The organism is Streptomyces sp. UF-297, assembly GCF_058245575.1.
This window is the reverse complement of record NZ_JBSIBZ010000041.1, coordinates 41,922-67,560: the sequence shown is the minus strand read 5'-3', so window position 1 is coordinate 67,560 and position 25,639 is coordinate 41,922. Positions and strand designations below refer to the sequence as shown.

General features: G+C 72.3%; 19 protein-coding genes and 1 pseudogene. 10 read left to right on the top strand and 10 right to left on the bottom strand.

The genetic code is table 11. The features are described 5' to 3' along the window. Nucleotides 1–5 precede the first annotated feature (5 nt). A pseudogene (locus tag AC4IJH_RS23040) lies at nucleotides 6–332 on the top strand (DNA glycosylase AlkZ-like family protein); the annotation flags it as partial. Between the two features lie 76 nt (nucleotides 333–408). On the opposite strand, the gene AC4IJH_RS23035 reads toward AC4IJH_RS23040, so the two are convergent. Both AC4IJH_RS23035 and AC4IJH_RS23030 read right to left on the bottom strand, forming a co-directional pair. Then, nucleotides 409–3,312, bottom strand: coding sequence for a serine/threonine kinase C-terminal domain-containing protein (locus tag AC4IJH_RS23035; protein ID WP_490853705.1), 2,904 nt, complete (start codon nucleotides 3,310–3,312; stop codon nucleotides 409–411). Between the two features lie 223 nt (nucleotides 3,313–3,535). Next, nucleotides 3,536–5,737: a serine/threonine-protein kinase gene (locus tag AC4IJH_RS23030; RefSeq protein ID WP_490853704.1), complete on the bottom strand. Its 2,202-nt coding sequence runs from the start codon at nucleotides 5,735–5,737 to the stop codon at nucleotides 3,536–3,538. 232 nt (nucleotides 5,738–5,969) lie between these two features. Here AC4IJH_RS23030 and AC4IJH_RS23025 point away from each other — a divergent pair, with 232 nt between their 5' ends. Continuing rightward, nucleotides 5,970–7,211: a serine hydrolase domain-containing protein gene (locus tag AC4IJH_RS23025; RefSeq protein ID WP_490853703.1), complete on the top strand. Its 1,242-nt coding sequence runs from the start codon at nucleotides 5,970–5,972 to the stop codon at nucleotides 7,209–7,211. A 75-nt stretch (nucleotides 7,212–7,286) separates the two neighbouring features. Here AC4IJH_RS23025 and AC4IJH_RS23020 read toward each other — a convergent pair whose 3' ends face one another. Next, the gene (locus AC4IJH_RS23020; RefSeq protein ID WP_490853702.1) at nucleotides 7,287–8,993 is read right to left on the bottom strand and encodes a glycerol-3-phosphate dehydrogenase/oxidase; all 1,707 of its coding nucleotides are present in this window, start codon (nucleotides 8,991–8,993) and stop codon (nucleotides 7,287–7,289) included. A 190-nt stretch (nucleotides 8,994–9,183) separates the two neighbouring features. On the opposite strand from AC4IJH_RS23020, the gene AC4IJH_RS23015 reads away from it, so the two are divergent. Continuing rightward, a complete protein-coding gene (locus AC4IJH_RS23015; RefSeq protein WP_490853701.1) occupies nucleotides 9,184–10,452 on the top strand; it encodes a nucleotide sugar dehydrogenase in 1,269 nt (422 codons plus the stop codon). 129 nt (nucleotides 10,453–10,581) lie between these two features. Then, nucleotides 10,582–11,190 carry a hypothetical protein gene (locus AC4IJH_RS23010; RefSeq protein ID WP_490853700.1) on the top strand — a complete coding sequence of 203 codons (609 nt, stop codon included), beginning with the start codon at nucleotides 10,582–10,584 and terminating at the stop codon, nucleotides 11,188–11,190. A 74-nt stretch (nucleotides 11,191–11,264) separates the two neighbouring features. On the opposite strand, the gene AC4IJH_RS23005 is transcribed toward AC4IJH_RS23010, so the two are convergent. The 4 genes from AC4IJH_RS23005 to AC4IJH_RS22990 all read right to left on the bottom strand — a co-directional run bounded on the left by AC4IJH_RS23005 (nucleotide 11,265) and on the right by AC4IJH_RS22990 (nucleotide 15,781). Then, the gene (locus AC4IJH_RS23005) at nucleotides 11,265–12,392 is read right to left on the bottom strand and encodes a GuaB3 family IMP dehydrogenase-related protein (RefSeq protein WP_490853699.1); all 1,128 of its coding nucleotides are present in this window, start codon (nucleotides 12,390–12,392) and stop codon (nucleotides 11,265–11,267) included. A gap of 196 nt (nucleotides 12,393–12,588) precedes the next feature. Further along, a complete protein-coding gene (gene guaB / locus AC4IJH_RS23000) occupies nucleotides 12,589–14,091 on the bottom strand; it encodes an IMP dehydrogenase (RefSeq protein ID WP_490853698.1) in 1,503 nt (500 codons plus the stop codon). 143 nt (nucleotides 14,092–14,234) lie between these two features. Continuing rightward, the gene (locus tag AC4IJH_RS22995) at nucleotides 14,235–14,810 is read right to left on the bottom strand and encodes a sigma-70 family RNA polymerase sigma factor (RefSeq protein ID WP_490853697.1); all 576 of its coding nucleotides are present in this window, start codon (nucleotides 14,808–14,810) and stop codon (nucleotides 14,235–14,237) included. 359 nt (nucleotides 14,811–15,169) lie between these two features. Beyond that, a complete protein-coding gene (locus AC4IJH_RS22990) occupies nucleotides 15,170–15,781 on the bottom strand; it encodes a response regulator transcription factor (protein ID WP_003948568.1) in 612 nt (203 codons plus the stop codon). A gap of 388 nt (nucleotides 15,782–16,169) precedes the next feature. Here AC4IJH_RS22990 and AC4IJH_RS22985 point away from each other — a divergent pair, with 388 nt between their 5' ends. Next, nucleotides 16,170–16,502, top strand: coding sequence for a WhiB family transcriptional regulator (locus tag AC4IJH_RS22985; protein ID WP_490853696.1), 333 nt, complete (start codon nucleotides 16,170–16,172; stop codon nucleotides 16,500–16,502). 52 nt (nucleotides 16,503–16,554) lie between these two features. Here AC4IJH_RS22985 and AC4IJH_RS22980 read toward each other — a convergent pair whose 3' ends face one another. Beyond that, complete coding sequence (locus tag AC4IJH_RS22980; RefSeq protein ID WP_490853695.1) at nucleotides 16,555–17,466, bottom strand: LysR family transcriptional regulator; 912 nt, start codon at nucleotides 17,464–17,466, stop codon at nucleotides 16,555–16,557. A 348-nt stretch (nucleotides 17,467–17,814) separates the two neighbouring features. Here AC4IJH_RS22980 and AC4IJH_RS22975 point away from each other — a divergent pair, with 348 nt between their 5' ends. Together AC4IJH_RS22975 and AC4IJH_RS22970 are read left to right on the top strand one after the other, a co-directional pair. Beyond that, nucleotides 17,815–18,588 (top strand): SDR family NAD(P)-dependent oxidoreductase, encoded by a 774-nt coding sequence (locus AC4IJH_RS22975; protein ID WP_490853694.1) that lies wholly within the window; start codon nucleotides 17,815–17,817, stop codon nucleotides 18,586–18,588. Between the two features lie 67 nt (nucleotides 18,589–18,655). Then, nucleotides 18,656–19,645 (top strand): hydroxyacid dehydrogenase, encoded by a 990-nt coding sequence (locus AC4IJH_RS22970; protein ID WP_490853714.1) that lies wholly within the window; start codon nucleotides 18,656–18,658, stop codon nucleotides 19,643–19,645. A 111-nt stretch (nucleotides 19,646–19,756) separates the two neighbouring features. Here the strand turns inward: AC4IJH_RS22970 and groL are convergent, their stop codons facing one another. Then, nucleotides 19,757–21,379: a chaperonin GroEL gene (gene groL, locus AC4IJH_RS22965; protein ID WP_490853693.1), complete on the bottom strand. Its 1,623-nt coding sequence runs from the start codon at nucleotides 21,377–21,379 to the stop codon at nucleotides 19,757–19,759. Nucleotides 21,380–21,475: 96 nt separating this feature from the next. Further along, entirely contained in the window at nucleotides 21,476–21,784 is a 309-nt protein-coding gene (gene groES, locus AC4IJH_RS22960) for a co-chaperone GroES (RefSeq protein WP_039652762.1), read from the bottom strand. Nucleotides 21,785–22,141: 357 nt separating this feature from the next. Between groES and AC4IJH_RS22955 the strand changes: the two genes are divergently transcribed. The 3 genes from AC4IJH_RS22955 to AC4IJH_RS22945 all read left to right on the top strand — a co-directional run bounded on the left by AC4IJH_RS22955 (nucleotide 22,142) and on the right by AC4IJH_RS22945 (nucleotide 25,622). Beyond that, entirely contained in the window at nucleotides 22,142–22,822 is a 681-nt protein-coding gene (locus tag AC4IJH_RS22955; RefSeq protein ID WP_490853692.1) for a response regulator transcription factor, read from the top strand. A gap of 31 nt (nucleotides 22,823–22,853) precedes the next feature. After that, nucleotides 22,854–24,293, top strand: coding sequence for a sensor histidine kinase (locus AC4IJH_RS22950; RefSeq protein ID WP_490853691.1), 1,440 nt, complete (start codon nucleotides 22,854–22,856; stop codon nucleotides 24,291–24,293). 69 nt (nucleotides 24,294–24,362) lie between these two features. Beyond that, nucleotides 24,363–25,622, top strand: coding sequence for an LCP family protein (locus AC4IJH_RS22945; RefSeq protein WP_490853690.1), 1,260 nt, complete (start codon nucleotides 24,363–24,365; stop codon nucleotides 25,620–25,622). Nucleotides 25,623–25,639: the final 17 nt, after the last annotated feature.

Below are 25,639 nucleotides of genomic sequence, written 5' to 3'. Positions count from 1 at the left end.
ACCCTCCGGACCCCTGGGCGGCCCTGCTGCCGGGCCTGGACCCCACCGCCATGGGCTGGAAACTCCGCGACGGGTACCTGGACCCCGAGCACCTCGGCGCCCTCTTCGACCACAGCGGCAACATCGGCCCCACGGTGTGGTGGAACGGCCGGATCATCGGCTGCTGGGCCCGGCGCGCGGACGGCGAGATCGTCTGGCGACTGCTGACCGCCCCGGGCACGGAGGCCGCGGCCGCCGTCGCCTCCGAGGCCGCCCGCCTCGCCTCCTGGACCGGGCCCGTACGCGTCACCCCGCGCTTCCGTACGCCACTGGAGCGCGAGTCGAGCGCCTAGCCGTGAAGCGCGAGTCGAGCGCCTAGCCGTGGACCGCGAGTCGAGCGCCTAGCCGTGGAGATCCGTCAGAAGCGCCCTAGCCGGGCCGATAGCTCCCCGTCGCCTGCTCGTAGATCCGGTCCGTCTCCCGCCGCGAGTCATCCGGCCCGATGACCAGCACGAGGTGGTACCGCCCGCCATGGATCATGGCGAGATTGCGCACGTACACCTGACGCCCGCTGCTGTCCTGCCAGTTGAACGTGCCCTCCGCCATCGCCGTCTTGCCCACGTCGATACGCCGCAGCCCCGAGGACGCGGACCAGCTGGAGTCCCGGTAGGGGGCCAGCTCCCGCTCCTTGTCCTGCTGGTAGGCCATCGGGTCGGAGCCGAACTCGGCGGTGGTGTCCCGGCCCGGCACGATCACCAGCTCGAAGCCGCCACCCGTGTACCGCACCTGCCCCCGGTCGTTGGCCCCGCGCCGCTCCCAGCCGTCGCGCACCGCGACCTGGAAGCCCTCGGGGTCCTTGCGGACCGCGAAACCCTTGGCCAGATCGCCCGGTTCGGTGGTCTGCGGCTGCCGGGTGCCGGTGTCCTTGCCCTTGTCCCTCTCCCCGCCCTGCTTCTTCTCCTGACCCTGCCCCTGGCCCTGCCCCTCGCCCTGCTCCTGGCCCGAAGTGCCGCCCGCCGAGACGCGGTTGGGCGCCTGGCTCACCGCCCCGGCCGTACCGCTCGCGCCCTCGGAGCGCGAACCGGCCTTCGGCATGAAGAGCATCGCGTACAGGACCGCGCCCACCAGCAGCGCCAGCACCAGCCCGACCAGCAGCCTGCCCAGGTGCCGCGGCCCGCGCGTGCCCGCCCGCGCGGCGCTCCCGTACTCCTTCGAGGACACGGACAGCTCGTCGGGCGCCGCCATCCCCCGCGCCGTCGACCGCCGCGCGCCCCTCACCCGCCGGGGCGGACCCGCCGGCTTCGACGGCCTCGCCGCCTTCGGAGGCTTGGGCTGCCCGGGGGGCTGCTTGGGCTGTTCTGCGGACCGCTTGGGCTGCTCGGGAGGCCGCGGCGATCCCGTCGGCCGGCCCTGCGGCGGCGCTCCCTCATCCGGCAGGAAGCCCCGCGGCAGCCGCGCCCCCGGGTCCCGTAACCCTTCCTGGTGCAGCATCTGCTGCTGCGGCTGCGGCCGTTCATGGCGCCGCGCCTTCGGCACCCTCGGCTGCTTCCGCGGACGCTCCCGGTGCGGCCGCCCCTTCTTGTGCCGCCCCTTGCGCACCAGCTCGCCCCGGCGGCGCACGATCGGCAGCCGCCGCGGGTCGGCGGGCCCTTCAAGGGCGGGTACGGTCACCACCCTGCTGCCCAGGTCCGGTTCCGGTGCCGTACGGATCAACGAGCGCAGCCAGCCGCGCAGTTCCTCGAAATCGGGGCGCTCGGTGGGGTCCTGGCGCATCAGGGACTCCACCACCGGGCGCAGCGCCCCGCACTCCTCCGCGTACGAAGGGGGCTCGGAGCACACCAGCTGCACCAGTTCGGCGGCGCTGTCCTCGGGGAACGGCGCATGCCCCTGCACGCTGCGGAACAGCAGCGCGCCGATCGCCCACAGGTCGGTGGCCGGTCCGACGGGCGGCGCCAACTGCCAGTTCTCGTGCACCGGTCCGGCCTGCTCGGGCGCCCAGCGCTCGGTGACCGCGCCGACGACATTGATCCGCGCCTGCCGCGCCCGCTCGGCGGCCAGCGCCGCACTGGGACGCCCGTACGCGGGACGCGGCTCCACGACCGGCCCGGCGACCGGCTCCGCGGCGGCGGCCGCTGCCCCGCCCTCCGCCGTCCCCCCGGCCGCGGCCGTCTCCGGCACCCCGCCCGGCACCCCGGCCCCCGCTATCCTGCCGCCCCCGGTCCTGGGCGCCGCGCCTGGAAGGCTCCCGCCGTACGCAGCGCTCCCCGGCCCGCCCGAACCCGTATCGATGTGATCGCTGTACGGACTGAACTGCGGCCCCACACCTTGTGACCCCGCCCCGTGCGGCCCCGCCCCGTGCGGCCCCGCCCCGTGCGGCCCCGCCCCGTGCGGCCCTGCCCCCTGCCCCGCACCCGGCTTGCTACCGGCTCCGGGCCCTGAAGGCGCGCCGCCCCCGCCATCCACCGCTCCTCTGGCAGCCGCCGCCCGCGCGCCCGCCTGATAGGCGGCTATCGCCCCCGCCCGAGCCTTGCGGGCATCAGCCGCACCGGCACCCGCCGCCCCGCCACTCCCCAACGACTCGGCCGGCCGAGCAGACGCAGGGGATTCAGCAGGACCAACAGACCCAACAGCCTCACCAGATCGGGCAGCCTCAGCAGTCCCACCAGACCGGGCGGCCTCAGCACCCCCCGCCCCTGCCCCCTCCCCCGGCACCGGCTCGTACCCGCACAGCGCCTCCTCCGCCGCCCCCGCCGCCAGGCCCGTCAGTATGGCCCGGCCGTCGTCGCAGACCAGGACCGTGCGGACGGTGATGTTGCGGTGCGTCCAGCCGTGCGCGTGCAGGGCGCGCAGCGCGGTGAGGATGTCGGCGGCGACCTCCGCCGCCCGGTGGGGCGAGAGGGTCCGTTCGGCCAGCAGCGCGGCCAGCGGCCGGGCCCTGACCAGCTCGCTGACTATCCACAGGCTGCCGTCCTGCGCGAAGACGTCGAAGACCTGGTCGAGTTGGGGGTGGTCGGGTATCCGCGCCGCCGCGGTCGCCGCCTCCAGGGCGCGCCGTACGGCCGGATCGGCAGGAGCGCGGTCGGCCTCGGCGTGGCGCAGGGCTCCCGTACGGCCGACCGGCCCGCGCGCGCCACCGGCGGGGTACGGGCCGCCCGCACTCTCCGCGCCGACCACCTCGGCGTCCACGACCTCCGGCAACGGCACCTGCCGGACCAGCACTTCCTGCCCGCTGTAGGTGTCGAAGGCGCGGGTCTCGACGAGTTCGTACTCGTGCGAGGGCGGCATCGGCAGGCGGTAGCGCTCGGCGAGCACTCTTCCCGCGTACTCGTCCACGACCCCTCCCCAGAGCGCGCGCCGCGCGCCGCCCGTCCATCTCTGCCCAGCGGCCGACCTGCCCGCTGTCAAATCCGGTCGCATTACCGCCGATTACGGCTGCGTACGGTCCAAGCGGTCTCACGATACGTGCCCGAGGCGGGGGTTGAGAGCCGCTCGGCGCAACAGCCTCGGGCTGGCTCAACCCCATCGCCCGGCTCCGGGCCCGCGCCCGGCACCGCGCTCAGTCCCGTACCTCGAACGTCTTGAAGGCCGTCTCCCGCAACTGCCTGCACTCCGCGTCCATCCACGCGTCGTCCTTGCAGCTGATCATGATCGCGAAGCCGTTGTCGTCGTCCGCCTTGAAGCCGCGGTTGAGGACCCGTACCTTCTCGCCGCCCTGCTGACGGGTGAAGGACCAGTCGGCGACGGTCGGGTAGTCGCGCCAGTCCACGGACTTGATGTCGATGCGGTCGTAGTCCTTGCTGCCGTCCCGCACATTGGGCTCCAGGCTGCGCCAGGCGGCAGCGGCGTCGTCCCCGGGCGTGCTGTTGTGGTCGACCTGAATACGGGGGAAACCGCCCGAAGCGCTGTATATGGCACCGGAGCCGCGGCCCGCGGTAGCCGTCTGCTTCCAGCCGTCCGGCATCGCCATGGCGAAGTGGAACCGGTCATTGCCGACCTCGGAGAACCCTTCCGGCACCTCCCCATCGCCCTTGTCGCCCTTATCTCCCTTATCCGCCTTGTCGGCCTTGTCTTTCCCGCCCTCTTCGCCGCCCTTGTCGCCGCCGTTGCCGGCACCCTCGCCCGGCCCGCCGCCCGCAGACGGCGTCGAGGACTGCCCGTCCTTCGCGCCGGCGTCCGCACCCGAGCCCTTGCCGGCGCCCTTCTGTGCGGAACTGCCCTTGTTGTCCTTGTTGTTGGCGGCGCCCTTGTCCTCGCCCCCGCCGATCGCGAAGGCGAGCACGGTGCCCAGCACCGCCAGCGCCACGACCACCGCCACGATGATCAGCGTGCGCCGCGGCACGACATCGGTCACCGACGCCCGCGGTACGGGCGGTCTCCCGTCGCCGCCGGCCCTCTCCCCGGGCTTCGCCCCGGACTTGGCCGTGGCGGCGGCAGCGGCGTTGCGTACGGACTGCAGCGCGCCGCGCACCCGCTCCTTGGCGGCCTCGGTGTCGAAGCCCGGACGTCCGCCCGGCCCTGCCGCCCCGGACCGCACCGGAGCCGCGGACCGCACCGGCGCGGCATCCCGCGCCCCGGCCTTGGCACCCGCCTGCGCCGACGGCCGCGCCCCGGCGCCCGCCCCGGCCGCAGCGCCCGGCCTGCCCGCGCCCTGCCCCGGACGCGCCTTGGCCTTGGCCCCGGCCGCCGCACCGCTCTTGGTCCCGGCGCCCTTGGATCCGGCGCTCTTGGATCCGGCGCTCTTGGATCCGGCGCTCTTCGGCCCGGCACCCTTCGCGCCGCCCTTGGGCCCGCTCCCGGGCCCGCTCTTGGCCGTGCCCCCGGCCCGCTCGCCGCGCTCCCGCTCCACCGGAGGCGGCGGCAGCGTCATCGCGCGCGTGGCCTCCAGCGGCGGCTCGGGCGCCTTGGGCCCGGTGTCCTCCGGCGCGTGCACGACATCCAGCAGCAGCGCCCGCGCGCCCGCGTCGTCCAGCCGCCGGTCCGGGTCCTTGACCAGCAGCCCGTAGATGACCTCTTCCAGGGCGCCCGCGCTCTTGGGCGGCTCCACCGGCTCGGTCATCACCGCCGTCAGGGTCGCTATCGCCGAGCCCTTGTCGTACGGCGGTACGCCCTCGACGCACGCGTACAGCAGCCCGCCCAGGGACCACATGTCGGCCGGCGGGCCCGGCTTCTGCCCGCGCGCCCGCTCCGGCGAGATGTAGGAGGGCGCGCCGACGAGCATGCCGGTCGAGGTCACGGAGGGGTCGCCCTCGACCTGCGCGATACCGAAGTCGGTCAGCACGACCCGGCCGTCGTCCGATATCAGCACATTGGACGGCTTCACATCGCGGTGCAGAATGCCCTCGCGGTGGGCGGCGCGCAGCACGTCCAGTACGGCCAGGCCCACCTCGGCCGCGCGGCGCGGGGTCAGCTGGCCGTCGTCGCGGACGACCTCGGCGAGCGAGCGACCCTCGACCAACTCCATGACGATCCACGGCCGGTCGTCCTCGTCGACCACGTCGTAGACGGTCACCGCGCCGTTGTTGCGGATCCGGGCAATCGCCTTGGCCTCACGCAGCGTACGGGTGACCAGGCGGCGCTTCTCGTCCTCCTCGACACCGCCGGGGAAGCGCAGCTCCTTGACCGCGACCGTACGGCCGAGCACCTCGTCCCGCGCACGCCAGACCGTGCCCATACCGCCCCGGCCGAGGACATCGGCGAGCCGGTACCGGCCGGCGAGCAGCCTGCCCTTCTCGCCGTCCTTCTCGTCCTCGTCGCCCACTGAATCCCCTCTGCAATCCAGCCGAGTTGGCACCTACGAACACGAATCGGTCACCAAACTGGCTCAACTCGGACAACCCACCCTGGCGGAGCCTTCATTCTCTCTCATCCGCGGCCATGGGGAAGGCCCGGGTCCGTGGCACGGGGCCTTCTGCCCACCCGTCATGATGGCGGTGACGTAGGGAAGTCCCGCTGGAATCCCGCTACCGACGCGACCGGGGACGCGATCGAGAATGTGCTCCACACCGCCGTCCGCGGCCCGCTTCACCGCCCGCCCGCCCCTGCGCCTCGCCCGTACGACGAGAGCCCTCGCCCTCGCGACCGCCCTCGTCCTCACCACCATCACCAGCACCACGGAGCACACCGCTCCCCACCCGCCACGGCCCGTCAACGCCTCCGGCGCTTGGGCCACCCCCGGCGCCCTGAAGCGGCTCGTCGCCGACGGAGCACCGGGAGCCGCAGCCCTCGCCACCCGCGGCGCGGACCCGGCCGCCGCCCGCTTCACCACCGCGGGCGTCGCCGACCTGACCAGCCGCCGACCGATACGGCGCGCGGACCACTTCCGCGCGGGCAGCCTCACCAAGACCTTCATCGCGGCCGTCGTCCTCCAGCTGGCCGCCGAGGGCAGACTCACCCTGGACGCCCCCGCCGCACCCCACCTGCCCGCCCGCGTCCGCCACGCCCCGGCCCTCGCCCGGGTGAGCGTCCGCCAACTCCTGGACCACACCAGCGGCTTGTTCGACTACACCCAGGACCCCCGGCTCTCCCGGCGCCTGCACGGCCACGGCTTCCCCGCCCACCGCTACGACACCCACACCCCCGCCGGCCTGCTGCGCACCGCCCTGCGGCACCCGCCGCCGACCGCCCCCGGCACCCGCTACGCCTACTCCAACACCAACTACGTCCTGCTGGGCATGCTCATCGGGCAGCTCACCGGCCGCCCGTACGCCGAGGAGGTCCGCCGCCGCATCCTCGCCCCCTTCCGCCTCACCGGCACCACCTTCCCCGGCACCAGCCCGGCCCTGCCCCAGCCGTACGGACGCGCGTACTCCCTCATCGGGCACCACCGGGTGGACACCACCGCCCTGGACCCCAGCCGCGCGGGAGCCGCCGGCGAGATCGTCACCACCCTCGACGACCTCAACCGCTTCTTCGCCGCCCTTCTCGGCGGCCGCCTGCTGCCCCCGCGCCAGATGGCCCAGCTCCTCGACCCCCGCCACCGGGGCAACACCTACGGCCTGGGCCTCTACGCCACCGAACTCCCCTGCGGCACCACCGTCTGGGGCCACAACGGCGACATCAACGGCTCATACACCCGATCCGCCGCCTCCCCCAGCGGCCACCACATCCTCACCTTCCACCTCAACACCGACACACTCACCAACCCGGCCCTGACGACATCCGTCCTGACCGCCGAATTCTGCCCACCCAAATCCAGCCCGGGCCAACCCAAATCCAGCCGGTCCGGCGCCTGAGGACGAGCGCGCAACGCGACATCAGCCCGTCCGGCACCTGAGGACGAGCCACCGAGCGATCACGGGGCCCGAAAACTAGCGCGGCACGATATCCGGCGCCCCCAACCGCGCCGCATCCGCCGTCAGATCATCCGGCTGCCGCTGCGACTCCCGCTCCGCCTCCACCCGCTTCTCGTAGTGCTGGACCTCCCGGTCGATCTGCCCCTTGTCCCACCCCAGCACCGGCGCCATCAACTCCGCGCACTCGCGCGCGCTGCGCGTCCCCCGGTCGAAGGTCTCGATCGAGATCCGCGTACGCCGGGTGAGCACATCGTCCAGATGCCGCGCCCCCTCGTGCGAGCACGCGTAGACGACCTCCGCCCGCAGATAGTCGTCCGCCGCCGCCAGCGGCTCGCCGAGCGAGGGGTCGGCCACCACCATCTCCAGCAGCTCCTCCGCCAGCGACCCGTAGCGGTTCAACAGATGCTCAATGCGCGCCACATGGAGCCCGGTGCGTGCCGCCGTGCGCGCCCGCCCGTTCCACATCGCCTTGTAGCCCTCGGCCCCGACCAGCGGCACGTCCTCGGTCACGCAGGCGGCCACCCGCTGGTCCAGCCCGTGCACGGCCTCGTCCACCGCGTCCTTGGCCATCACCCGGTACGTCGTGTACTTGCCGCCCGCCACGACCACCAGCCCGGGCACCGGGTGCGCCACCGTGTGCTCCCTGGACAGCTTGCTGGTCGCGTCCGACTCCCCGGCCAGCAGCGGCCGCAGGCCCGCGTACACGCCCTGTACGTCGTCCCGGGTCAGCGGAGTGCCCAGCACCGAATTCACGTGCTCCAGCAGATAGTCGATATCCGCACTGGAGGCCGCCGGGTGCGCCTTGTCCAGATCCCAGTCCGTGTCCGTCGTGCCGATAATCCAGTGCCGCCCCCACGGAATGACGAACAGCACGCTTTTCTCGGTCCGCAGAATGAGCCCGGTCGTCGAATGGATCCGGTCCTTGGGCACCACCAGGTGAATGCCTTTCGACGCCCGTACGTGGAACTGCCCGCGCTCATTGATCAGGCCCTGGGTGTCATCGGTCCACACCCCGGTCGCATTCACCACCTGCCGCGCGCGGATCTCGTACTCCCCGCCCCCTTCGACGTCCTGCACCCGGGCGCCGACGACCCGTTCGCCCTCGCGCAGAAAGCCCACCACCCGCGCCCGGTTGGCGACATCGGCGCCATAGGCGGAGGCGGTCCGTACGATCGTGGCGACGTAGCGGGCGTCGTCCATCTGCGCGTCGTAGTACTGCAGCGCCCCCACCAGCGCGTCCTTCTTCAGGCAGGGCGCCACTTTGAGTGCGTGCCGCCGCGTGAGGTGGCGGTGGGTGGGCAGCCCGCGCCCGTGTCCCGAGGAGACGGACATCGCGTCGTACAGCGCCACGCCCGATCCTGCGTACCAGCGCTCCCAGCCCTTGTGCTGGAGCGGATAGAGGAAGGGCACCGGCTTGACCAGATGGGGCGCCAGCCGCTCCAGCAGCAGCCCGCGCTCCTTGAGGGCCTCGCGTACGAGCGCGAAGTCCAGCATCTCCAGATAGCGCAGCCCGCCGTGGATCAACTTGCTGGAGCGGGAGGACGTGCCCGACGCCCAGTCCCGCGCCTCGACCAGCCCGGTGGCCAGCCCGCGCGTCGCCGCGTCCAGTGCGGTGCCCGCGCCGACCACGCCGCCGCCGACCACCAGCACGTCCAGCTCCCGCTCCGCCATTCGTGCGAGCGCCTCGGCGCGCTGGGCCGGTCCCAGTGTCGCTGTCCTCACCACTGCCTCCCGCTGTGATCGGGGCCACACTCCAGGATCGATTCTGTCCGCCACAAGGAGCGCTATCCACCCTGGGCCCGCGGCGGCAACACCCCGCCGCCTCGATCCACCAATCCCCATTCTGGGTCAAATGTCTGCTTAGTCTACTTATGCGCCATTCGGAATCGCTCGGGAAGGACGGCAGCCAGCCATGCCCGCAGACCTCGCCGTCATCGGACTCGGCCACATCGGCCTCCCCCTCGCCCAAGCCGCCACCGCAGCCGGCATCAGCACCATCGGATACGCGCCGGGGCCGCAGGACCTCCCGGCCGGCGCCCCGCCCGCCGTCGCACCCGGCGCGGACGGGCCGCTGTCGGCCACCGAGATCCGCCGGCTGCTGTCCGCGGGCTTTCGCACCACCGCCGACCCCGCGGCCCTCGGCCGGGTCCGTACCGCCGTCATCTGCTCCCCCACTCCGCTGGGCGAGGACCGGGCCCTGGACCTGTCCGCGATCGCCGAGGCGGCCCGCACCCTGGCCGCGCACCTGCGCCCGCACACCACGGTCATCCTCGAATCGACCGCCTACCCGGGCGCCACCGAGGAATTCCTGCGCCCCCTGCTGGAGGCCGGTTCCGGACTCAGGGCGGGCCGCGACTTCCACCTCGCCTGCTCCCCCACCCGCCACGACCCCGGCAACCGCACCCACCGCTACGCCAATACGCCCAAGGTCATCGGCGGCCTCACCCCCGCCTGCACCGAGGCCGCCGCCGCCTTCTACGGCCGCCTCACCGACAAGGTCGTACGCGCCAGAGGTCCGCGCGAGGCGGAGACCGCCAAGCTGCTGGAGACCAACTACCGCCACATCAACATCGCGCTGATGAACGAGATGGCGGTGCTGTGCCACGACATCGGCGTGGACCTGTGGGACGTGATCCGCTGCGCGGAGACCAAGCCGTTCGGCTTCCAGGCCTTCCGCCCCGGCCCCGGCGTCGGCGGCCACGCCGCCCCCGTGGACCCCAACTACCTCTCCTACAAAGGCCGTTCACTGGGCTACCCGCTGCGCATGGTCGAGCTCGCCCAGGAGGTCAACGGCCGGATGCCGCGCTATGTCGTCCAGCGCTGCGCCACCCTCCTGAACGAGCACGGCAAGTCCGCCCGCGGCGCCCGCGTCCTGCTCCTCGGTGTCACCTACAAGCCCGACATCGGCGACCAGGAGGGCTCACCGGCCCGCGAGATCGCCTCCCGCCTCATGGAGCTGGGCGCCCATCTGACGTACCACGACCCCTACGTCCCCCAGTGGCACGTCCTGGACCGCCCCATCCCGCGCGCCGACTCGCTGTACGAGGCCGCGGCCGCCGCCGACCTGACGCTGCTCCTGCAGCACCACCGCACCTACGACCTCCAGGGCCTGGCCGTCAAGGCACAGCTCCTGCTGGACACCCGGGGCGCCACCCCGACCGGCGCCGCCCACCGGCTGTGACCCTCCCCTGACCCCTCTGACCTGCCACTTCCGGTAATCCAAAGTGGACATGTCACCCCTAGCTGTTAGCTTGAGGCGCGCACCAGACGCCCGTGCGACCACACCGCTTTCACCTCGGGGGGAACCACCATGAGCCAGCCCTGGCAACAGCAGCCCCAGCAGCCCGGCCCGTACGGCCAGCCGCAGCAGCCCCAGCAGCCGGGTCCCTACGCCCAGCAGCCCGGCCCGTACGCCCCGCAGCCCGGCCCCTACGGCCAGCCGCCCCAGGCCCCCCAAGCCGGGTTCGGCGCCCCCGTACAGCCCGGCTTCCCCGCCCCGCCGGTCCAGCGCGGCAACCCGGGCCCGGCCGTGCTGCTCGCGATCGTCGCCATGCTCGTGGGCTCGGCCGTCTACGGCTTCATCCTCAAGGCCGCCGAGGTCCAGGTCGGCTATCTGGCCGTCGGCACCGGCGCCCTCATCGGCCTGGCGCTGGGCAAGGTCGGCGGCCGCAACGACGCGCTGCCCTTCATCGGCGCCCTGCTCGGCCTCATCGGTGTCTACCTGGGCCAGCTCTTCGGCGTCTCGCTGGCCCTGTCCGGCGGCGCCCTGGCCGGTGCGCTGAGCACCCTGGTGAGCGACATCGGCCTGCTCACCCAGGGCCTGTTCAAGAACCTCGGCCCGATCGACTACCTCTTCTACGTCCTGGCCGCCGTCTCGGCGTTCAGCATGTCCAAGAAGCTGGGCGCCGCCCGCGGCTGACCCCGTCGGCGCGCACGTGAAGGGGCCCGGACCGCCGATGCGGTCCGGGCCCCTTCACGTCATACGCGGCGTACTCAGCGGTTGTCGTGCTGCGACGGCGCGACCGTCACCTCGACCCGCTGGAACTCCTTGAGCTCGGAGTAGCCGGTGGTCGCCATCGCCCGGCGCAGCGCGCCGAAGAAGTTCATCGACCCGTCGGGACGGGTCGAGGGACCGCACAGGATCTCCTCGGTCGTGCCGACCGCGCCCAGGTCCATGCGCTTGCCGCGCGGCACGTCCTCGTGGACGGCCTCCATGCCCCAGTGGTGGCCGCGGCCCGGCGCGTCGGTGGCGCGCGCCAGCGGCGAGCCCATCATCACCGCGTCCGCGCCACAGGCGATCGCCTTGGGCAGGTCGCCGGACCAGCCCACGCCGCCGTCGGCGATGACGTGGACGTAGCGGCCGCCGGACTCGTCCATGTAGTCCCGGCGCGCGGCCGCGACATCGGCCACCGCGGTCGCCATCGGCACCTGGATGCCCAGCACGTTACGGGTGGTGTGCGCGGCGCCGCCGCCGAAGCCCACCAGCACGCCCGCGGCGCCGGTACGCATCAGGTGCAGGGCCGCGGTGTAGGTCGCGCAGCCGCCCACGATGACCGGGACGTCCAGCTCGTAGATGAACTGCTTGAGGTTCAGCGGCTCGGCGGCACCCGAGACGTGCTCGGCGGAGACGGTCGTGCCGCGGATCACGAAGATGTCCACGCCCGCGTCCACGACCGCCTTGGAGAACTGGGCGGTGCGCTGCGGGGAGAGCGCCGCGGCGGTGACCACACCCGCGTCGCGCACCTCCTTGATGCGCTGCCCGATCAGCTCTTCCTTGATCGGCGCGGCGTAGATCTCCTGGAGCCGCTTGGTGGCGGTCTCCCCGTCCAGCTCGGCGATCTCCGCGAGCAGCGGCTCCGGGTCCTCGTACCGCGTCCACAGGCCCTCCAGGTTGAGAACCCCCAGACCGCCCAGCTCACCGATGCGGATCGCGGTCTGCGGCGAGACCACCGAGTCCATCGGCGCCGCCAGGAACGGCAGCTCGAAGCGGTAGGCGTCGATCTGCCAGGCGATCGAGACCTCCTTCGGGTCGCGGGTACGGCGGCTCGGGACGACGGCGATGTCGTCGAATGCGTACGCCCGACGGCCGCGCTTGCCGCGCCCGATCTCGATCTCAGTCACTGATGTGGCCTTTCCCTCTACGTCTGCCGTTCCAGTATCCCCGACACGACGAAACCCGCGGCCTTACGGTCGCGGGCTCCGTTGAAGCTCGTACGAAGCGACGGATCACCGCCGCGAGTAGTTCGGCGCCTCGGTCGTCATCTGACCCCTCTACCCCGGGGGGTAACCCCCGGACCCCCAGCCGGGGGCCGCGTCCTCACCGCCGCGAGTAGTTCGGCGCCTCAGTCGTCATTTGGATGTCGTGCGGGTGGCTCTCCTTGAGGCCCGCGGCGGTGATCCGGACGAAGCGGCCCTTGTCCTTGAGCTCCTGGATGTCGGCGGAGCCGACGTAGCCCATGGAGGCGCGCAGGCCGCCGACCAGCTGGTGGGCCACCGAGCCCAGCGGGCCGCGGTAGGGCACCTGGCCCTCGATGCCCTCGGGGACCAGCTTGTCCTCGGAGAGCACGTTGTCCTGGAAGTAGCGGTCCTTGGAGAAGGAGCGCGCCTGGCCGCGGGACTGCATCGCGCCCAGCGAGCCCATGCCCCGGTAGGACTTGAACTGCTTGCCGTTGATGAAGACCATCTCGCCCGGCGACTCCTCGCAGCCGGCCAGCAGCGAGCCCAGCATGACCGTGTCCGCACCGGCCGCGATCGCCTTGGCGATGTCGCCGGAGAACTGCAGACCGCCGTCGCCGATCAGCGGCACACCGGCCGCGTGGCACGCCTTCGCGGCCTCGAAGATCGCGGTGACCTGCGGCACGCCGATACCGGCGACCACGCGGGTGGTGCAGATGGAGCCGGGGCCCACGCCGACCTTCACGCCGTCCACGCCCGCGTCGATCAGCGCCTGCGCACCGTCCCGCGTGGCGACATTGCCGCCCACCACGTCGACGTTGATGTTGGACTTGACCTTGGCGATCATGTCGAGGATGCCGCGGCTGTGGCCGTGCGCGCTGTCCACGACCAGGAAGTCCGCCCCGGCCTCGACCAGCGCCTGCGCCCGGTCGTACGCCTCGTCGCCGACGCCCACCGCGGCACCGACGATCAGCCGGCCGTCGGCGTCCTTGGCGGCGTTGGGGTACTTCTCGGCCTTCACGAAGTCCTTGACCGTGATCAGGCCCTTGAGCACGCCCGCGTCGTCGACCAGCGGCAGCTTCTCGATCTTGTGGCGGCGCAGCAGCTCTATGGCGTCCTCGCCGGAGATGCCGACCTTGCCGGTCACCAGCGGCATCGGCGTCATGACCTCGCGCACCTGGCGGCTGCGGTCCAGCTCGAAGGCCATGTCGCGGTTGGTGACGATGCCCAGCAGCTTGCCCGCCGCGTCCGTCACCGGCACACCGCTGATACGGAACTTCGCGCACAGCGCGTCCGCCTCGGCCAGCGTCGCGTCCGGCCGGACCGTGATCGGGTCGGTCACCATGCCCGACTCGGAGCGCTTGACCAGGTCGACCTGGTTGGCCTGGTCCTCGATGGACAGGTTGCGGTGCAGCACACCGGCGCCGCCCTGCCGCGCCATGGCGATGGCCATCCGCGCCTCGGTGACCTTGTCCATCGCCGCGGACAGCAGCGGGATGTTCACGCTGACGTTGCGGGAAACACGGGACGCGGTGTCGACGGCGTTCGGCAGTACCTCCGAAGCACCGGGCAACAGCAGCACGTCGTCGTAGGTCAGCCCGAGCATCGCGAATTTCTCAGGCATTCCGTCGACGTTGTCAGTCATGACACCTTCCCAATGGTCTTGCACCGGCGCGGACGTCCATGCTAACGGGAACCGCAGGTGTCTCATTCCACGATCTTGTGATCCTGATCGCTTGTACGTTCGCACAAGCCCGGCCTGCCGCACACCCGCCCGAAGGCCCGCCGCTACTGCTCGGCCAGCGCCCGCAGCCGGCTCAGCGCCCGGTGCTGCGCCACCCGCACCGCACCCGGCGACATCCCCAGCATCTGCCCGGTCTCCTCGGCCGTCAGCCCGACCGCGACCCGCAGCAGCACCAGCTCGCGCTGGTTCTCCGGAAGGTTGGCCAGCAGCTTCTTGGCCCACTCCGCGTCGCTGCTCAGCAGCGCCCGCTCCTCGGGGCCCAGCGAGTCGTCCGGCTGCTCCGGCATCTCGTCCGAGGGGACGGCCGTACTGCCGGGCCCGCGCATCGCGGCCCGCTGGAGGTCGGCGACCTTGTGGGCGGCGATGGCGAAGACGAACGCCTCGAAGGGCTTTCCGGTGTCGCGGTAGCGCGGCAGTGCGCACAGCACCGCCACGCAGACCTCCTGCGCCAGGTCCTCGACGAAGTGCCGCGCGTCGCCCGGAAGCCGGGACAGCCGCGTACGGCAGTAGCGCAGGGCCAGGGGATGCACATGGGCCAGCAGGTCGTGTGTGGCCCGCCGGTCGCCCTCGACGGCGCGTGCGACGAGACCGCCGATCTCCTGTGTCCCGTCATCGCGCATCGGTCCATGGTGCCTTGGCGCGCCGCCGTTCGCGGCATCGCCCCCGTTGTTGTGCACTGAACCGTTACGAGCCATCGCACCAGCACCCACGTCCCACGCCTCCCCCGATCGGGTTGTGCCCATGCCGACCCCGAGACCGCGCCGGTAGCTTGTATCCGTGCCGTACGGCACCGGGCAGGGCTTGTCCGTCATGAGGTCTCTTCTGGCCGAGTGAGAAGCCCCGGCCTCCGCCGGGGAGGAGTCACAACTCAAGGATGCGGTATCGCGTGACTTTTCGGCGCCGGGCGCCGTAGCAGCGGGGTTGCGGCTCTCGCCTCCCGATCAAGTGGCGGGCGCCGCAATCCCGTTGCCCGGCGCGCTCAGCGGACCAGACCCCAGCGGAAACCCAGGGCGACGGCGTGCGCGCGGTCGGAGGCGCCGAGCTTCTTGAAAAGCCTCCTGGCGTGCGTCTTGACCGTGTCCTCCGACAGGAACAGCTCGCGCCCGATCTCGGCGTTGGAACGGCCGTGGCTCATCCCCTCCAGCACCTGGATCTCGCGGGCGGTCAGCGTCGGGGCCGCACCCATCTCCGCCGACCGCAGCCGCCGCGGGGCCAGGCGCCACGTCGGGTCGGCGAGCGCCTGGGTGACCGTGGCCCGCAGCTCGGCGCGCGAGGCGTCCTTGTGCAGATAGCCGCGCGCACCTGCGGCGACCGCGAGCGCGACACCGTCCAGGTCCTCGGCGACCGTGAGCATGATGATCCGGGCCCCGGGGTCGGCGGACAGCAGCCGCCGCACGGTTTCCACACCGCCGAGCCCGGGCATCCGTACGTCCATCAGAATCAGGTCCGAGCGATCAGCACCCCAGCGGCGGAGGACTTCCTCGCCGTTGGCCGCAGTCGTCACGCGCTCGACACCGGGGACGGTCGCAACCGCCCGGCGCAGCGCCTCTCGGGCAAGCGGGGAGTCGTCGCAGACGAGGACGGATGTCATGGCTGTCCTCCGCGGCTCTCACAGCTGCTGCGCGTCACCTTGAGCCTCCAGGCTGGTACGTATTCACCTGTGCGATTGACGGCCTCGGACACCTGCCCGAGGACTTGCTCCATCAACCGCCTCCGCCCTCTCAACGACGGTCACTCGAAAGAGTTACGGGTCGGGTAGCCGCTTTCGACACTCTACGTGAGGGCCTGGACACGCAGAAGGCGCATCGGGCGCAAGCACCCCCCTTCTTGGCTCCATGCCCTATTTGGCGGCTTTTCTTCCATTTTCACGGTGTCTATGGCTAGATTCGCAATGAGTCATATTTACATCTACTTAGACAGTAGATGTACGGTCTTGAGCACCGAGAGCCCGAACCAGCACGCTTCGAGGGGATCAAGCAATGGCAGATTTCTCCCGCCTCCCGGGCCCGAACGCAGACCTCTGGGACTGGCAGCTCCTCGCCGCGTGCCGCGGCGTGGACAGCTCGCTCTTCTTCCACCCCGAGGGCGAGCGCGGAGCGGCCCGCAGCGCGCGCGAGACATCGGCGAAAGAGGTCTGCATGCGCTGCCCGGTGCGGTCCCAGTGCGCGGCACACGCCCTGGCGGTCCGCGAGCCCTACGGAGTCTGGGGCGGCCTGACGGAGGACGAGCGCGAGGAACTGATGGGCCGGGCCCGCCACCGCCTGGTTCCCGCGACGGTGGCGGCCGGGCGCGCGGGCGCGACCAGCGCGTGACGGCCGAGGACTGAAGAAACGTTCATTCGGGGCGGCGGGATGCCGCTCCCGGTCAGCGGCGGCCGGCGTCCGCGAGGTGGTCGAGCATCGCGTCGACGGCCGGGACATGGGCCAGGTCCGGCAGCGTGAGCGCCACGATCTCGCGCTGCACGGCCGGCTCCATCACCACGGTCCTGGCCCCCTTGGGCCGTACGGACTCCAGCGCGAGGCCGGGCAGCGCCGCCACTCCCAGACCCGCGCCGACCAGCCCGATCACCGCCGGGTAGTCGTCGGTGGCGAAGTCGATGCGGGGGGTGAAGCCCGCGCTCTCGCAGACCTCGACGAGGTGCCTGCGGCAGCGCGGGCAGCCCGCGATCCAGGGCTCGTCGGCCAGCTCGGCGAAGCCGATGCGCGGCGCCTGCGCGAGGCGGTGGTCCTCGGGGACCAGGCCGACCAGCCGGTCGGCGAGGATCGGGCGTACGACGAGGTCGTCCCACTCCGCGTCGGCGGCCGGATCGGCGCCGCGCACCTCCGGGTAGCGGAAGGCCAGCGCGATCTCGCAGTCCCCGTTGCGCAGCATCTCGATGGAGCGGGGCGGCTCGGCCTCGACCAGGGAGACGCGGGTGCCGGGGTGCGCGGCGCGCATCGCGGCCAGCGCGGTCGGTACGAGCGTGGAGCTGCCGGAGGGGAAGGAGACCAGCCGCACCCGGCCCGCCCGCAGGCCCGCGATCGCGGCGACCTCTTCCTCGGCGGCGGTCAGCCCGGCCAGGATCCCGGCGGCGTGCCGCACCAGGGCCTCGCCGGCCTGGGTCAGCCGCATCTCGCGGCCCGTACGGATCAGCAGGGGCGTGCCCACGGACTGCTCGAGCGCCTTCATCTGCTGGCTGACGGCGGGCTGGGTACAGCCCAGCTCCCGGGCGGCGGCCGAGAAGGAGCCGGTCCGGTCGACGGCGCGCAGCACGCGGAGATGACGGGCCTCGATCATTCTTCGATCATAAGCGAATCTTGGGGGCTGCGGGGAATTATCGAGAGCGGCTTGGGTCACAGTGGTCCGGGGCGGTCCGCCGCCGGCCGTGCGCCGGCGGCCGGAGCGCGGGCCCCGCGCGGGGGATCACGCCGTGGACGGGGCCACTCACGGTGATGAACTTTGCGGGCGCACCGTACGGGCATACGGGGCGGCCCGCGGGCGCCGGTCAACATCCGCTGCGGGGAGGGGAGTTGAGGCCGGCGGTCCAGGGGGTCCGGACCTGCCGCGAACAGGTGGGCGGCGGGCTGCTGGATCTTGGCGGATATGCGGCCCACGGCCCCGCGGCCGGGCGGATAGCGTGCCCGTATGACGACTGCATTGATTACGGGAGCAACGGCGGGCATCGGGGCGGCCTTCGCCCGGCGGCTGGCCAAGGACGGCCACAACGTGGTGCTGGTGGCGCGCGACGAGAAGCGGCTGCGGGAGCAGGCCACCGAACTGCACGACCGGCACGGCATCGAGGCCGAGGTCCTGGAGGCCGACCTGGCCACGGACGAGGGGATCGAGGCGGTCGAGGCGCGGCTGGCCGACCGTACGCACCCGGTGGATCTGCTGGTCAACAACGCGGGGTTCGGCAACAAGGGCGAGTACCTGGAAGTGCCGATGAACGATGAGCTGGCGATGCTCAAGGTGCACTGCGAGGCGGTGCTGCGGCTGACCTCGGAGGCGGTCAAGGGGATGCGCGAGCGGCGGCGCGGCGCAGTCGTCAATGTCGCCTCGATCGCGGCGTTCGTGCCGCGCGGCACCTATGGGGCGAGCAAGGCGTGGGTCGCGCAGTTCACGCAGGGCGCGGCGCGCGACCTGGCGAGCAGCAACGTACGGCTGATGGCGCTGTGCCCCGGATTCGTGCGCACCGAATTCCACCAGCGGGCCGGGATGGGGACCGACAACATCCCGAGCTGGATGTGGCTGGACGCGGACAAGCTGGTGGACGCGGCCATGCGCGACCTGGCCCGCGGCAAGTCCCTGTCCGTGCCGGACCCGCGCTACAAGGCCCTGATGGGCGCCGCCAAGCTCGCCCCCCGCAACCTCCTGGGCGGCATCACCTCCAAGACGGGCCGCAAGTACGGGCCCCAGTAGGGCGGCCGGAGCCGTGGACGGGCGGGCGGCGGGCGCACCGGGGCGGCGGCCCGTGGTGCTGGTCTGCATGGGGCCGGAGGTGGCCGAGCAGCTGTTCCACGAGCGGCATCTCGGGCGGCTCGCGGCGCTGGCGCGGGTCGAAACGGGGCTGGTGGCGCAGGAGTTGGCGGAGCCGGGGGCCGAGGTGGCGGCGGCGCTCGGGCAGGCAGAGGTACTGCTGACGTGCTGGGGGGCGCCGCCGGTGACCGCGCGGGTGCTGGAGCGGGCGCCGCGGCTGCGTGCCGTCGTGCACGCGGCCGGGTCGGTGAAGGGGCACATCACGCCCGCCTGCTGGGAGCGGGGCATCACCGTCTCCTCGGCGGCGGAGGCCAACGCGGTGCCGGTCGCCGAATTCACCCTCGCCGCGATCCTCTTCGCCCACAAGCGCGTGCTGCACGCGGCGCAGCGCTACCGCGCACTGCGCGGCCAACGGCACGACTGGATGCGGGAGTTGGCGGGTTCGGGCAACCACCAGCGGACGGTCGGCGTCGTCGGCGCCTCCCGCGTCGGGCGCCGGGTGATCGAGCTGCTGCGCCCCTTCGACCTTTCGGTGCTGCTGCACGATCCGTACGTGGCGCAGGAGCAGGCGGCGCGGCTGGGCGCGCGGCGCGTACCGCTGGACGAGCTGTGCGCGCAGAGCGACACCGTCACCGTCCACGCGCCGCAGCTCCCCGCCACCCGGCACATGATCGGCGCGCGGCAGCTGGGGCTGATGCAGGACGGCGCGACCCTCCTCAACACCGCGCGGGGCTCGCTCGTCGACGAGCGCGCGCTGCTCAAGGAGCTGGCCTCGGGCCGGCTGAACGCGGTCCTGGACGTCACGGACCCCGAACTCCCGCCCGCCGACTCGCCGTTGTACGACCTGCCCAATGTGCTGCTGACCCCGCACATCGCCGGTTCGCTGGGCGGCGAGCTGCACCGCCTGGCGGACGCGGCGCTGGACGAGATCGAGCGGTACGCCCGCGGGCTGCCGTTCGCGCATCCCGTACGGCCGCAGGACCTCGACCACTTGGCCTGAGCGCGGCCCGCGGCGAAGACGGCCGAAGCCCGGTCCCCCCACGGGAGACCGGGCTTCGGTACGGCGTCAGCGCGTCAGCGGCTCAGCCGGACTGCGCTGCGTGCCGGTGCCTCAGTGCGCGTGACCGTGGCCGTGACCGGCCTCGGGCTCCTCCTCCGCCGGCTTCTCGACGACCAGGGTCTCGGTCGTCAGGAGCAGGGAGGCGATGGAGGCGGCGTTCTCCAGGGCGGAGCGGGTGACCTTGACCGGGTCGATGACGCCGGCCTTGACCAGGTCGCCGTACTCGCCGGTGGCCGCGTTGAAGCCCTGGCCCTTCTCCAGCTCCGCCACCTTGGAGGTGATGACGTAGCCCTCGAGGCCGGCGTTCTCGGCGATCCAGCGCAGCGGCTCGACGACGGCGCGGCGGACGACGGCGACACCGGTGGCCTCGTCGCCCTCCTTGCCCAGGCCGCCCTCCAGCACCTTGGCGGCGTGGACGAGCGCGGAGCCACCGCCGGAGACGATGCCCTCCTCAACGGCCGCACGGGTCGCGGAGATCGCGTCCTCCAGGCGGTGCTTCTTCTCCTTGAGCTCGACCTCGGTGGCCGCACCCACGCGGATGACGCAGACGCCACCGGCGAGCTTGGCGAGGCGCTCCTGGAGCTTCTCGCGGTCCCAGTCGGAGTCCGTGGCCTCGATCTCGGCCTTGATCTGGGCGACGCGGCCCTCGACGTCACCGGAGTTGCCGCCACCGTCGACGATGGTGGTGTCGTCCTTGGTGACGGTCACGCGGCGGGCCGAGCCCAGCACGTCCAGACCGGCCTGGTCGAGCTTGAGGCCGACCTCCTCGGCGATGACGGTGGCACCGGTGAGGGTGGCCATGTCCTGCAGCATCGCCTTGCGGCGGTCGCCGAAGCCCGGGGCCTTGACGGCGACGGCGTTGAAGGTGCCGCGGATCTTGTTCACGACCAGGGTGGAGAGCGCCTCGCCCTCGACGTCCTCGGCGATGATCAGCAGCGGCTTGGAGCCACCGGCCTGGATGACCTTCTCCAGGAGGGGCAGCAGGTCCTGGATGGAGGCGATCTTGCCCTGGTGGATCAGGATGTACGGGTCGTCGAGGACGGCCTCCATACGCTCCTGGTCGGTGACCATGTAGGGGGACAGGTAGCCCTTGTCGAAGGCCATGCCCTCGGTGAAGTCCAGCTCCAGACCGAAGGTGTTGGACTCCTCGACGGTGATGACACCGTCCTTGCCGACCTTGTCCATCGCCTCGGCGATGAGCTCGCCGACCTGCTTGTCCTGGGCGGACAGGCCGGCGACGGCCGCGATGTCGGCCTTGTCGTCGATCGGGCGGGCGGTCGCGAGGAGGTCCTCGGACACGGCCTTGACCGCGGCGTCGATGCCCTTCTTCAGGGCGGCCGGGGAAGCGCCGGCGGCGACGTTGCGCAGGCCCTCGCGGACCAGAGCCTGGGCCAGGACGGTGGCGGTGGTGGTGCCGTCACCAGCGATGTCGTTGGTCTTGGTCGCCACCTCCTTCACCAGCTGGGCGCCGAGGTTCTCGTACGGGTCCTCGACCTCGACCTCGCGGGCGATGGTGACACCGTCGTTGGTGATGGTGGGCGCGCCGAACTTCTTGTCGATGACGACGTTGCGGCCGCGGGGGCCGATCGTCACCTTGACCGTGTCGGCGAGCTTGTTGACGCCGCGCTCAAGGGCGCGACGGGCGTCTTCGTCGAACTTCAGGATCTTCGCCATGAGTGTGCTTCAAGTCCTCTCAATGGAACTGCGCCCCGGCTACCGGGTTGTTAGAACTCGGGGACCGGGGCGCAGATCACAGCAAAACTGGGTGAATTACTTCTCGATGATCGCGAGCACGTCGCGAGCCGAGAGGACGAGGTACTCCTCGCCGTTGTACTTCACCTCGGTGCCGCCGTACTTGCTGTAGAGCACGACGTCGCCGACCTTCACGTCGAGCGGCAGGCGCTCGCCGTTCTCGAAGCGGCCCGGGCCCACGGCGAGGACGGCGCCCTCCTGGGGCTTCTCCTTCGCGGTGTCCGGGATAACCAGGCCAGAGGCCGTGGTCTGCTCGGCGTCGAGCGGCTGGACCACAATGCGGTCCTCGAGCGGCTTGATGGCAACCTTGGAGCTGGCGGTCGTCACGATCCGACCTCCCCCTTCGGAGATCTCACGGGGTTAACTGTCTGAGGTGGCGACCAGGTCGGATCCGTCGTCGCGGGTGCCGGATCTACCCGTCGCTGTGTTTGGCACTCCCCGTTGGAGAGTGCCAGGCCCGAGGTTATGACGCGGTTAGCACTCGGTCAAGCGGAGTGCCAACGCGACTGGCGTCGCCCGGCACGATCGGGTCGCCTCGCGGCGGGGTTTTCGCCTTCGGCGAGGGGTTTGGTCCGGGTCGGGCGCGCCGCAGCCCCGCCCCCTCCCGTTGTGTTTGTCGGCGCGGCCGTCCCTGGTGGGGGTGGTGAAAAAGAGGTGTCGCGGGCGAACCCGGACAATGGGGGCATGCGGGTACTGGTGGTCGAGGATGAAGAGGGGCTGGCCGATTCGCTTCGGCGGGGGCTGGCCGCTGAGGGGCACTGGGTGGATGTCGCTCATGACGGGCACCGGGGGCTGGAGCTGGCGCTGGCGGGGCCGTACGACGTGATCGTGCTGGACGTGATGCTGCCGGGGCTCAACGGCTATGAGCTCTGCGGGCGGCTGCGGCGGCGCGAGATCTGGACGCCGGTGCTGATGCTGACCGCCAAGGACGGCGAGTACGACGAGGCCGAGGGGCTGGACTCGGGGGCCGACGACTATCTGACCAAGCCGTTCTCCTTCGTCGTCCTGCTGGCGCGGCTGCGTGCGCTGGGGCGGCGGGGGCGGGGCGGCGAGCGCCCGCACACCCTGCAGGCCGGGGATCTGACGCTGGACGCCGAGGGCCGCCGGTGCCGCAGGGGCGCCGCCGACATCGAGCTGACCGCGCGCGAACTGGGCGTACTGCGCTGCCTGATGGCGGGCGAGGGCCGGGCGGTGGCCAAGCAGGACATCCTGGACGAGGTGTGGGACTCCCCCGCCGAGATCGACCCGAACATCGTCGAGGTGTACGTGTCCTCGCTGCGCAAGAAGGTCGACGCCCCCTTCGGGCGCCGGTCGATCCTGACGGTGCACGGGGTGGGCTACCGAATGGCGCCCGACGGTGGCTAGTGGCCCGCCGCCGGGGCGGTGGCCGCGCAGGGTGCGGTGGCCGCGGAGCGTACGGGGGCGGGCCGCGGCGGCGGCCGCGCTGACGATGGCGCTGGTGCTGGGGGTGGGCGGGGGCTGGCTCTACACCGTGCTGCGGGCCAATCTGCTGGACAACACGACGGGCCGTACCGAGCTGGCCGCGCGCAAGGTCGCCGCGCAGGTCGACACGGGCACGCTTCCCGCGCCGCTGCCCGCGCCCGACTCCGGCGTGGACCTGGTGCTCGTACTGGACTCCGCAGGCCGGGTGGTGGCCACCACCCGGCACGCCGCCCCCCCCCCCCCCCCCCCCCCCCCCCCCCCCCCCCCCCCCCCCCCCCCCCCCCCCCCCCACGCCGCCGAGCCGCCCGCCGCCGCGCTGTCCGGCTTCCGGCCGCCGCCCGGGCAGGACTCCGCCTCCCGCATCGTCACCGGCGGCCCGGCGGCGGCCGGTGAGCGCGGCGACCTGGTCGTGGTGCGGGCCTCGCCGCCCGAGGGCGGGGTCCGGTACGTGTACGCGCTGACCGTGTTGTCGGACGTGGACGACGCCACCCACGCCATCGCACTGGGCCTGCTGGCCGGCGCCCCGGCGCTGATCGCGCTGGCCGCCGCGATCGCCTGGGCGGTCACGGGCCTGGCGCTGCGCCCGGTCACCGCCATCCGCACCGAGCTGGCCGCCGTCACCGAGAGCGCGCTGGACCGCCGGGTGCCCGACCCGGCGGGCGGGGACGAGGTCGCGCTGCTGGCCCGTACGGTCAACGCCACCCTGGACCGGCTGGAGGAGGCCGTCGCCCGGCAGCGGCAGTTCGTCGCGGACGCCTCGCACGAGCTGCGCAACCCGATCGCCGCCGTCCGCTCCCAGCTGGAGGTGGCCCTGGCGGGGCCGGAGCGCGGGCCCGCGCTGCTGGCCCGCGTACGGGCCGCGCTCGCCGACACCGAGCGGCTCCAGCGCGTGGCCGGGGACCTGCTGCTGCTCGCCCGGCTGGACGCCCGGCCCGCCCCGGCACGCGAGCCGGTGGACCTGGCGCTGCTGGCGGCCGAGGACGCGGCCCGCAGGCCGCGGGCCGCGATCCGCCTCAGCGTCCTGGCCCCCGCGCCGGTGCCGGTACGCGCGGACCCCGCGCAGGTGGAGCGGCTGCTGGCCAATCTCGTCGACAACGCGCTGCGGTATGCGCGCTCGGAGGTACGGATCACCGCGCGCGGCGAGGGCGGGCAGGCCGTGCTGGAGGTCGCCGACGACGGTCCCGGCATTCCCGAGGCCGAGCGCGAGCACGTCTTCGAGCGCTTCGCGCGGCTGGACGCGGCCCGCGACCGCGGGCGCGGCGGCAGCGGTCTGGGGCTGGCCATCGCCCGCTCCATCGCCCGCGCGCACGGCGGGGACCTGGTCGTCGGGGACGGCGAGGGGGGCGCGCGCCTGGTGGCTGTATTTCCCGAGTTTCCCGTACGCGAGGGGTGACGGTCCGCTTCTGAAGGCGTCTTCAGGACCCTCAGGATTCCTTCAGCGCGGCCGTTCGACCCTGGTGCGATGAAGCACCGTCGGACGGGTACGGACATCGAGCAGCGGCGTACGGGCAGGCGCCGCCGCAAGCCCCGCCGCCTGGGGCGCACGCTGCTGCTGTGCGGGCTCGCGCTGGCGCTGTGCGTGGGCGCGGCGGGCTGGTACCTCTACCGCGACCTGGCCGCGCACATCGGGTCCTCGCGCGCGCTGGAGGACGGCGCGCCCAAGTCGAGCGGCGGCGACACCAACATCCTGCTGATGGGCCTGGACAGCCGTAAGGACCAGGACGGCGACGACCTGCCCCAGGACGTGCTGGACAAGCTGCACGCCGGCAGCTCGGAGATCGGCGGCTACAACACCAACACCCTGATCCTGCTGCACGTGCCCGGCGACGGCGGCCGGGCCAAGGCCTTCTCCATTCCGCGCGACGATTTCGTCGACATCCCGGGCCACGGCAAGGACAAGATCAAGAAGGCGTACGGGCTGGCCAAGGCCCGTGCCGAGGACCGGCTCTACCGGCAGGGCGAGCGCGACAAGCCCACCCTGGAGCACGCGGGGCGCGAGGCGGGCCGCAAGGCCGAGATCGAGACCGTACGCAATTTCCTGGGCGTGCCCATCGACCACTTCGCCGAGGTGAACCTGGTCGGTTTCCTGCACATCGCCGATGCGCTGGACGGGGTGCGGGTGTGCCTGAAGAAGCCGGTCAAGGACCGCTATTCGGGCGCCGACTTCCCGGCGGGCGAGCAGACCCTGAACGGCCCGCAGTCCCTCGCCTTCGTACGGCAGCGGCACGGGCTGCCCCGCGGCGATCTGGACCGCACCCGCCGCCAGCAGGCCTTTCTCGCCTCCGCCATGCACAAGCTCAACTCGGCGGGCACCTTCACCGACCCCGTACGGCTGCTGAAGCTGCTGGACGTGGCCAAGAAGGACCTGGTGATCGACGAGGGCTGGGACCTGATGTCGTTCATCAAGCAGGCGAAGAACCTCTCCGGCGGGAACGTGCAGTTCACCACGCTGCCCATCGAGGGCTTCGCCAAGCACAACGGCGAGGACGTCAACCGGGTCGACCCGGCGAAGATCAAGCGGATCGTCGCGGCGGCGCTGAGCCCCAAGGGGACCGACGAGGGCGGCAAATCAGCAGGTGAGAACGGCTCCGCCGACGGTGTAGGAAAGCCCACACCTTCCACAAATACCGCAACCACCCCCACATCCGGCCCGTCTTCCCCACGGACCGAGCAACCCTCGGCGCCCACCATCGATGGCGGAGGAATCCCGTGCGTGGACTGACGAGCGCCTCCCGGAGC

What these genes read in the sequence shown, in the direction of transcription:
- AC4IJH_RS23025 (WP_490853703.1), top strand. Translation starts at nt 5,970, where the DNA reads ATGTGCTCCACACCGCCGTCCGCGGCCCGCTTCACCGCCCGCCCGCCC.
- AC4IJH_RS23015 (WP_490853701.1), top strand. Translation starts at nt 9,184, where the DNA reads ATGCCCGCAGACCTCGCCGTCATCGGACTCGGCCACATCGGCCTCCCC.
- AC4IJH_RS23010 (WP_490853700.1), top strand. Translation starts at nt 10,582, where the DNA reads ATGAGCCAGCCCTGGCAACAGCAGCCCCAGCAGCCCGGCCCGTACGGC.
- guaB (WP_490853698.1), bottom strand. Translation starts at nt 14,091, where the DNA reads ATGACTGACAACGTCGACGGAATGCCTGAGAAATTCGCGATGCTCGGG.
- AC4IJH_RS22995 (WP_490853697.1), bottom strand. Translation starts at nt 14,810, where the DNA reads ATGCGCGATGACGGGACACAGGAGATCGGCGGTCTCGTCGCACGCGCC.
- AC4IJH_RS22990 (WP_003948568.1), bottom strand. Translation starts at nt 15,781, where the DNA reads ATGACATCCGTCCTCGTCTGCGACGACTCCCCGCTTGCCCGAGAGGCG.
- AC4IJH_RS22985 (WP_490853696.1), top strand. Translation starts at nt 16,170, where the DNA reads ATGGCAGATTTCTCCCGCCTCCCGGGCCCGAACGCAGACCTCTGGGAC.
- AC4IJH_RS22980 (WP_490853695.1), bottom strand. Translation starts at nt 17,466, where the DNA reads ATGATCGAGGCCCGTCATCTCCGCGTGCTGCGCGCCGTCGACCGGACC.
- AC4IJH_RS22975 (WP_490853694.1), top strand. Translation starts at nt 17,815, where the DNA reads ATGACGACTGCATTGATTACGGGAGCAACGGCGGGCATCGGGGCGGCC.
- AC4IJH_RS22970 (WP_490853714.1), top strand. Translation starts at nt 18,656, where the DNA reads ATGGGGCCGGAGGTGGCCGAGCAGCTGTTCCACGAGCGGCATCTCGGG.
- groL (WP_490853693.1), bottom strand. Translation starts at nt 21,379, where the DNA reads ATGGCGAAGATCCTGAAGTTCGACGAAGACGCCCGTCGCGCCCTTGAG.
- AC4IJH_RS22955 (WP_490853692.1), top strand. Translation starts at nt 22,142, where the DNA reads ATGCGGGTACTGGTGGTCGAGGATGAAGAGGGGCTGGCCGATTCGCTT.
- AC4IJH_RS22945 (WP_490853690.1), top strand. Translation starts at nt 24,363, where the DNA reads ATGAAGCACCGTCGGACGGGTACGGACATCGAGCAGCGGCGTACGGGC.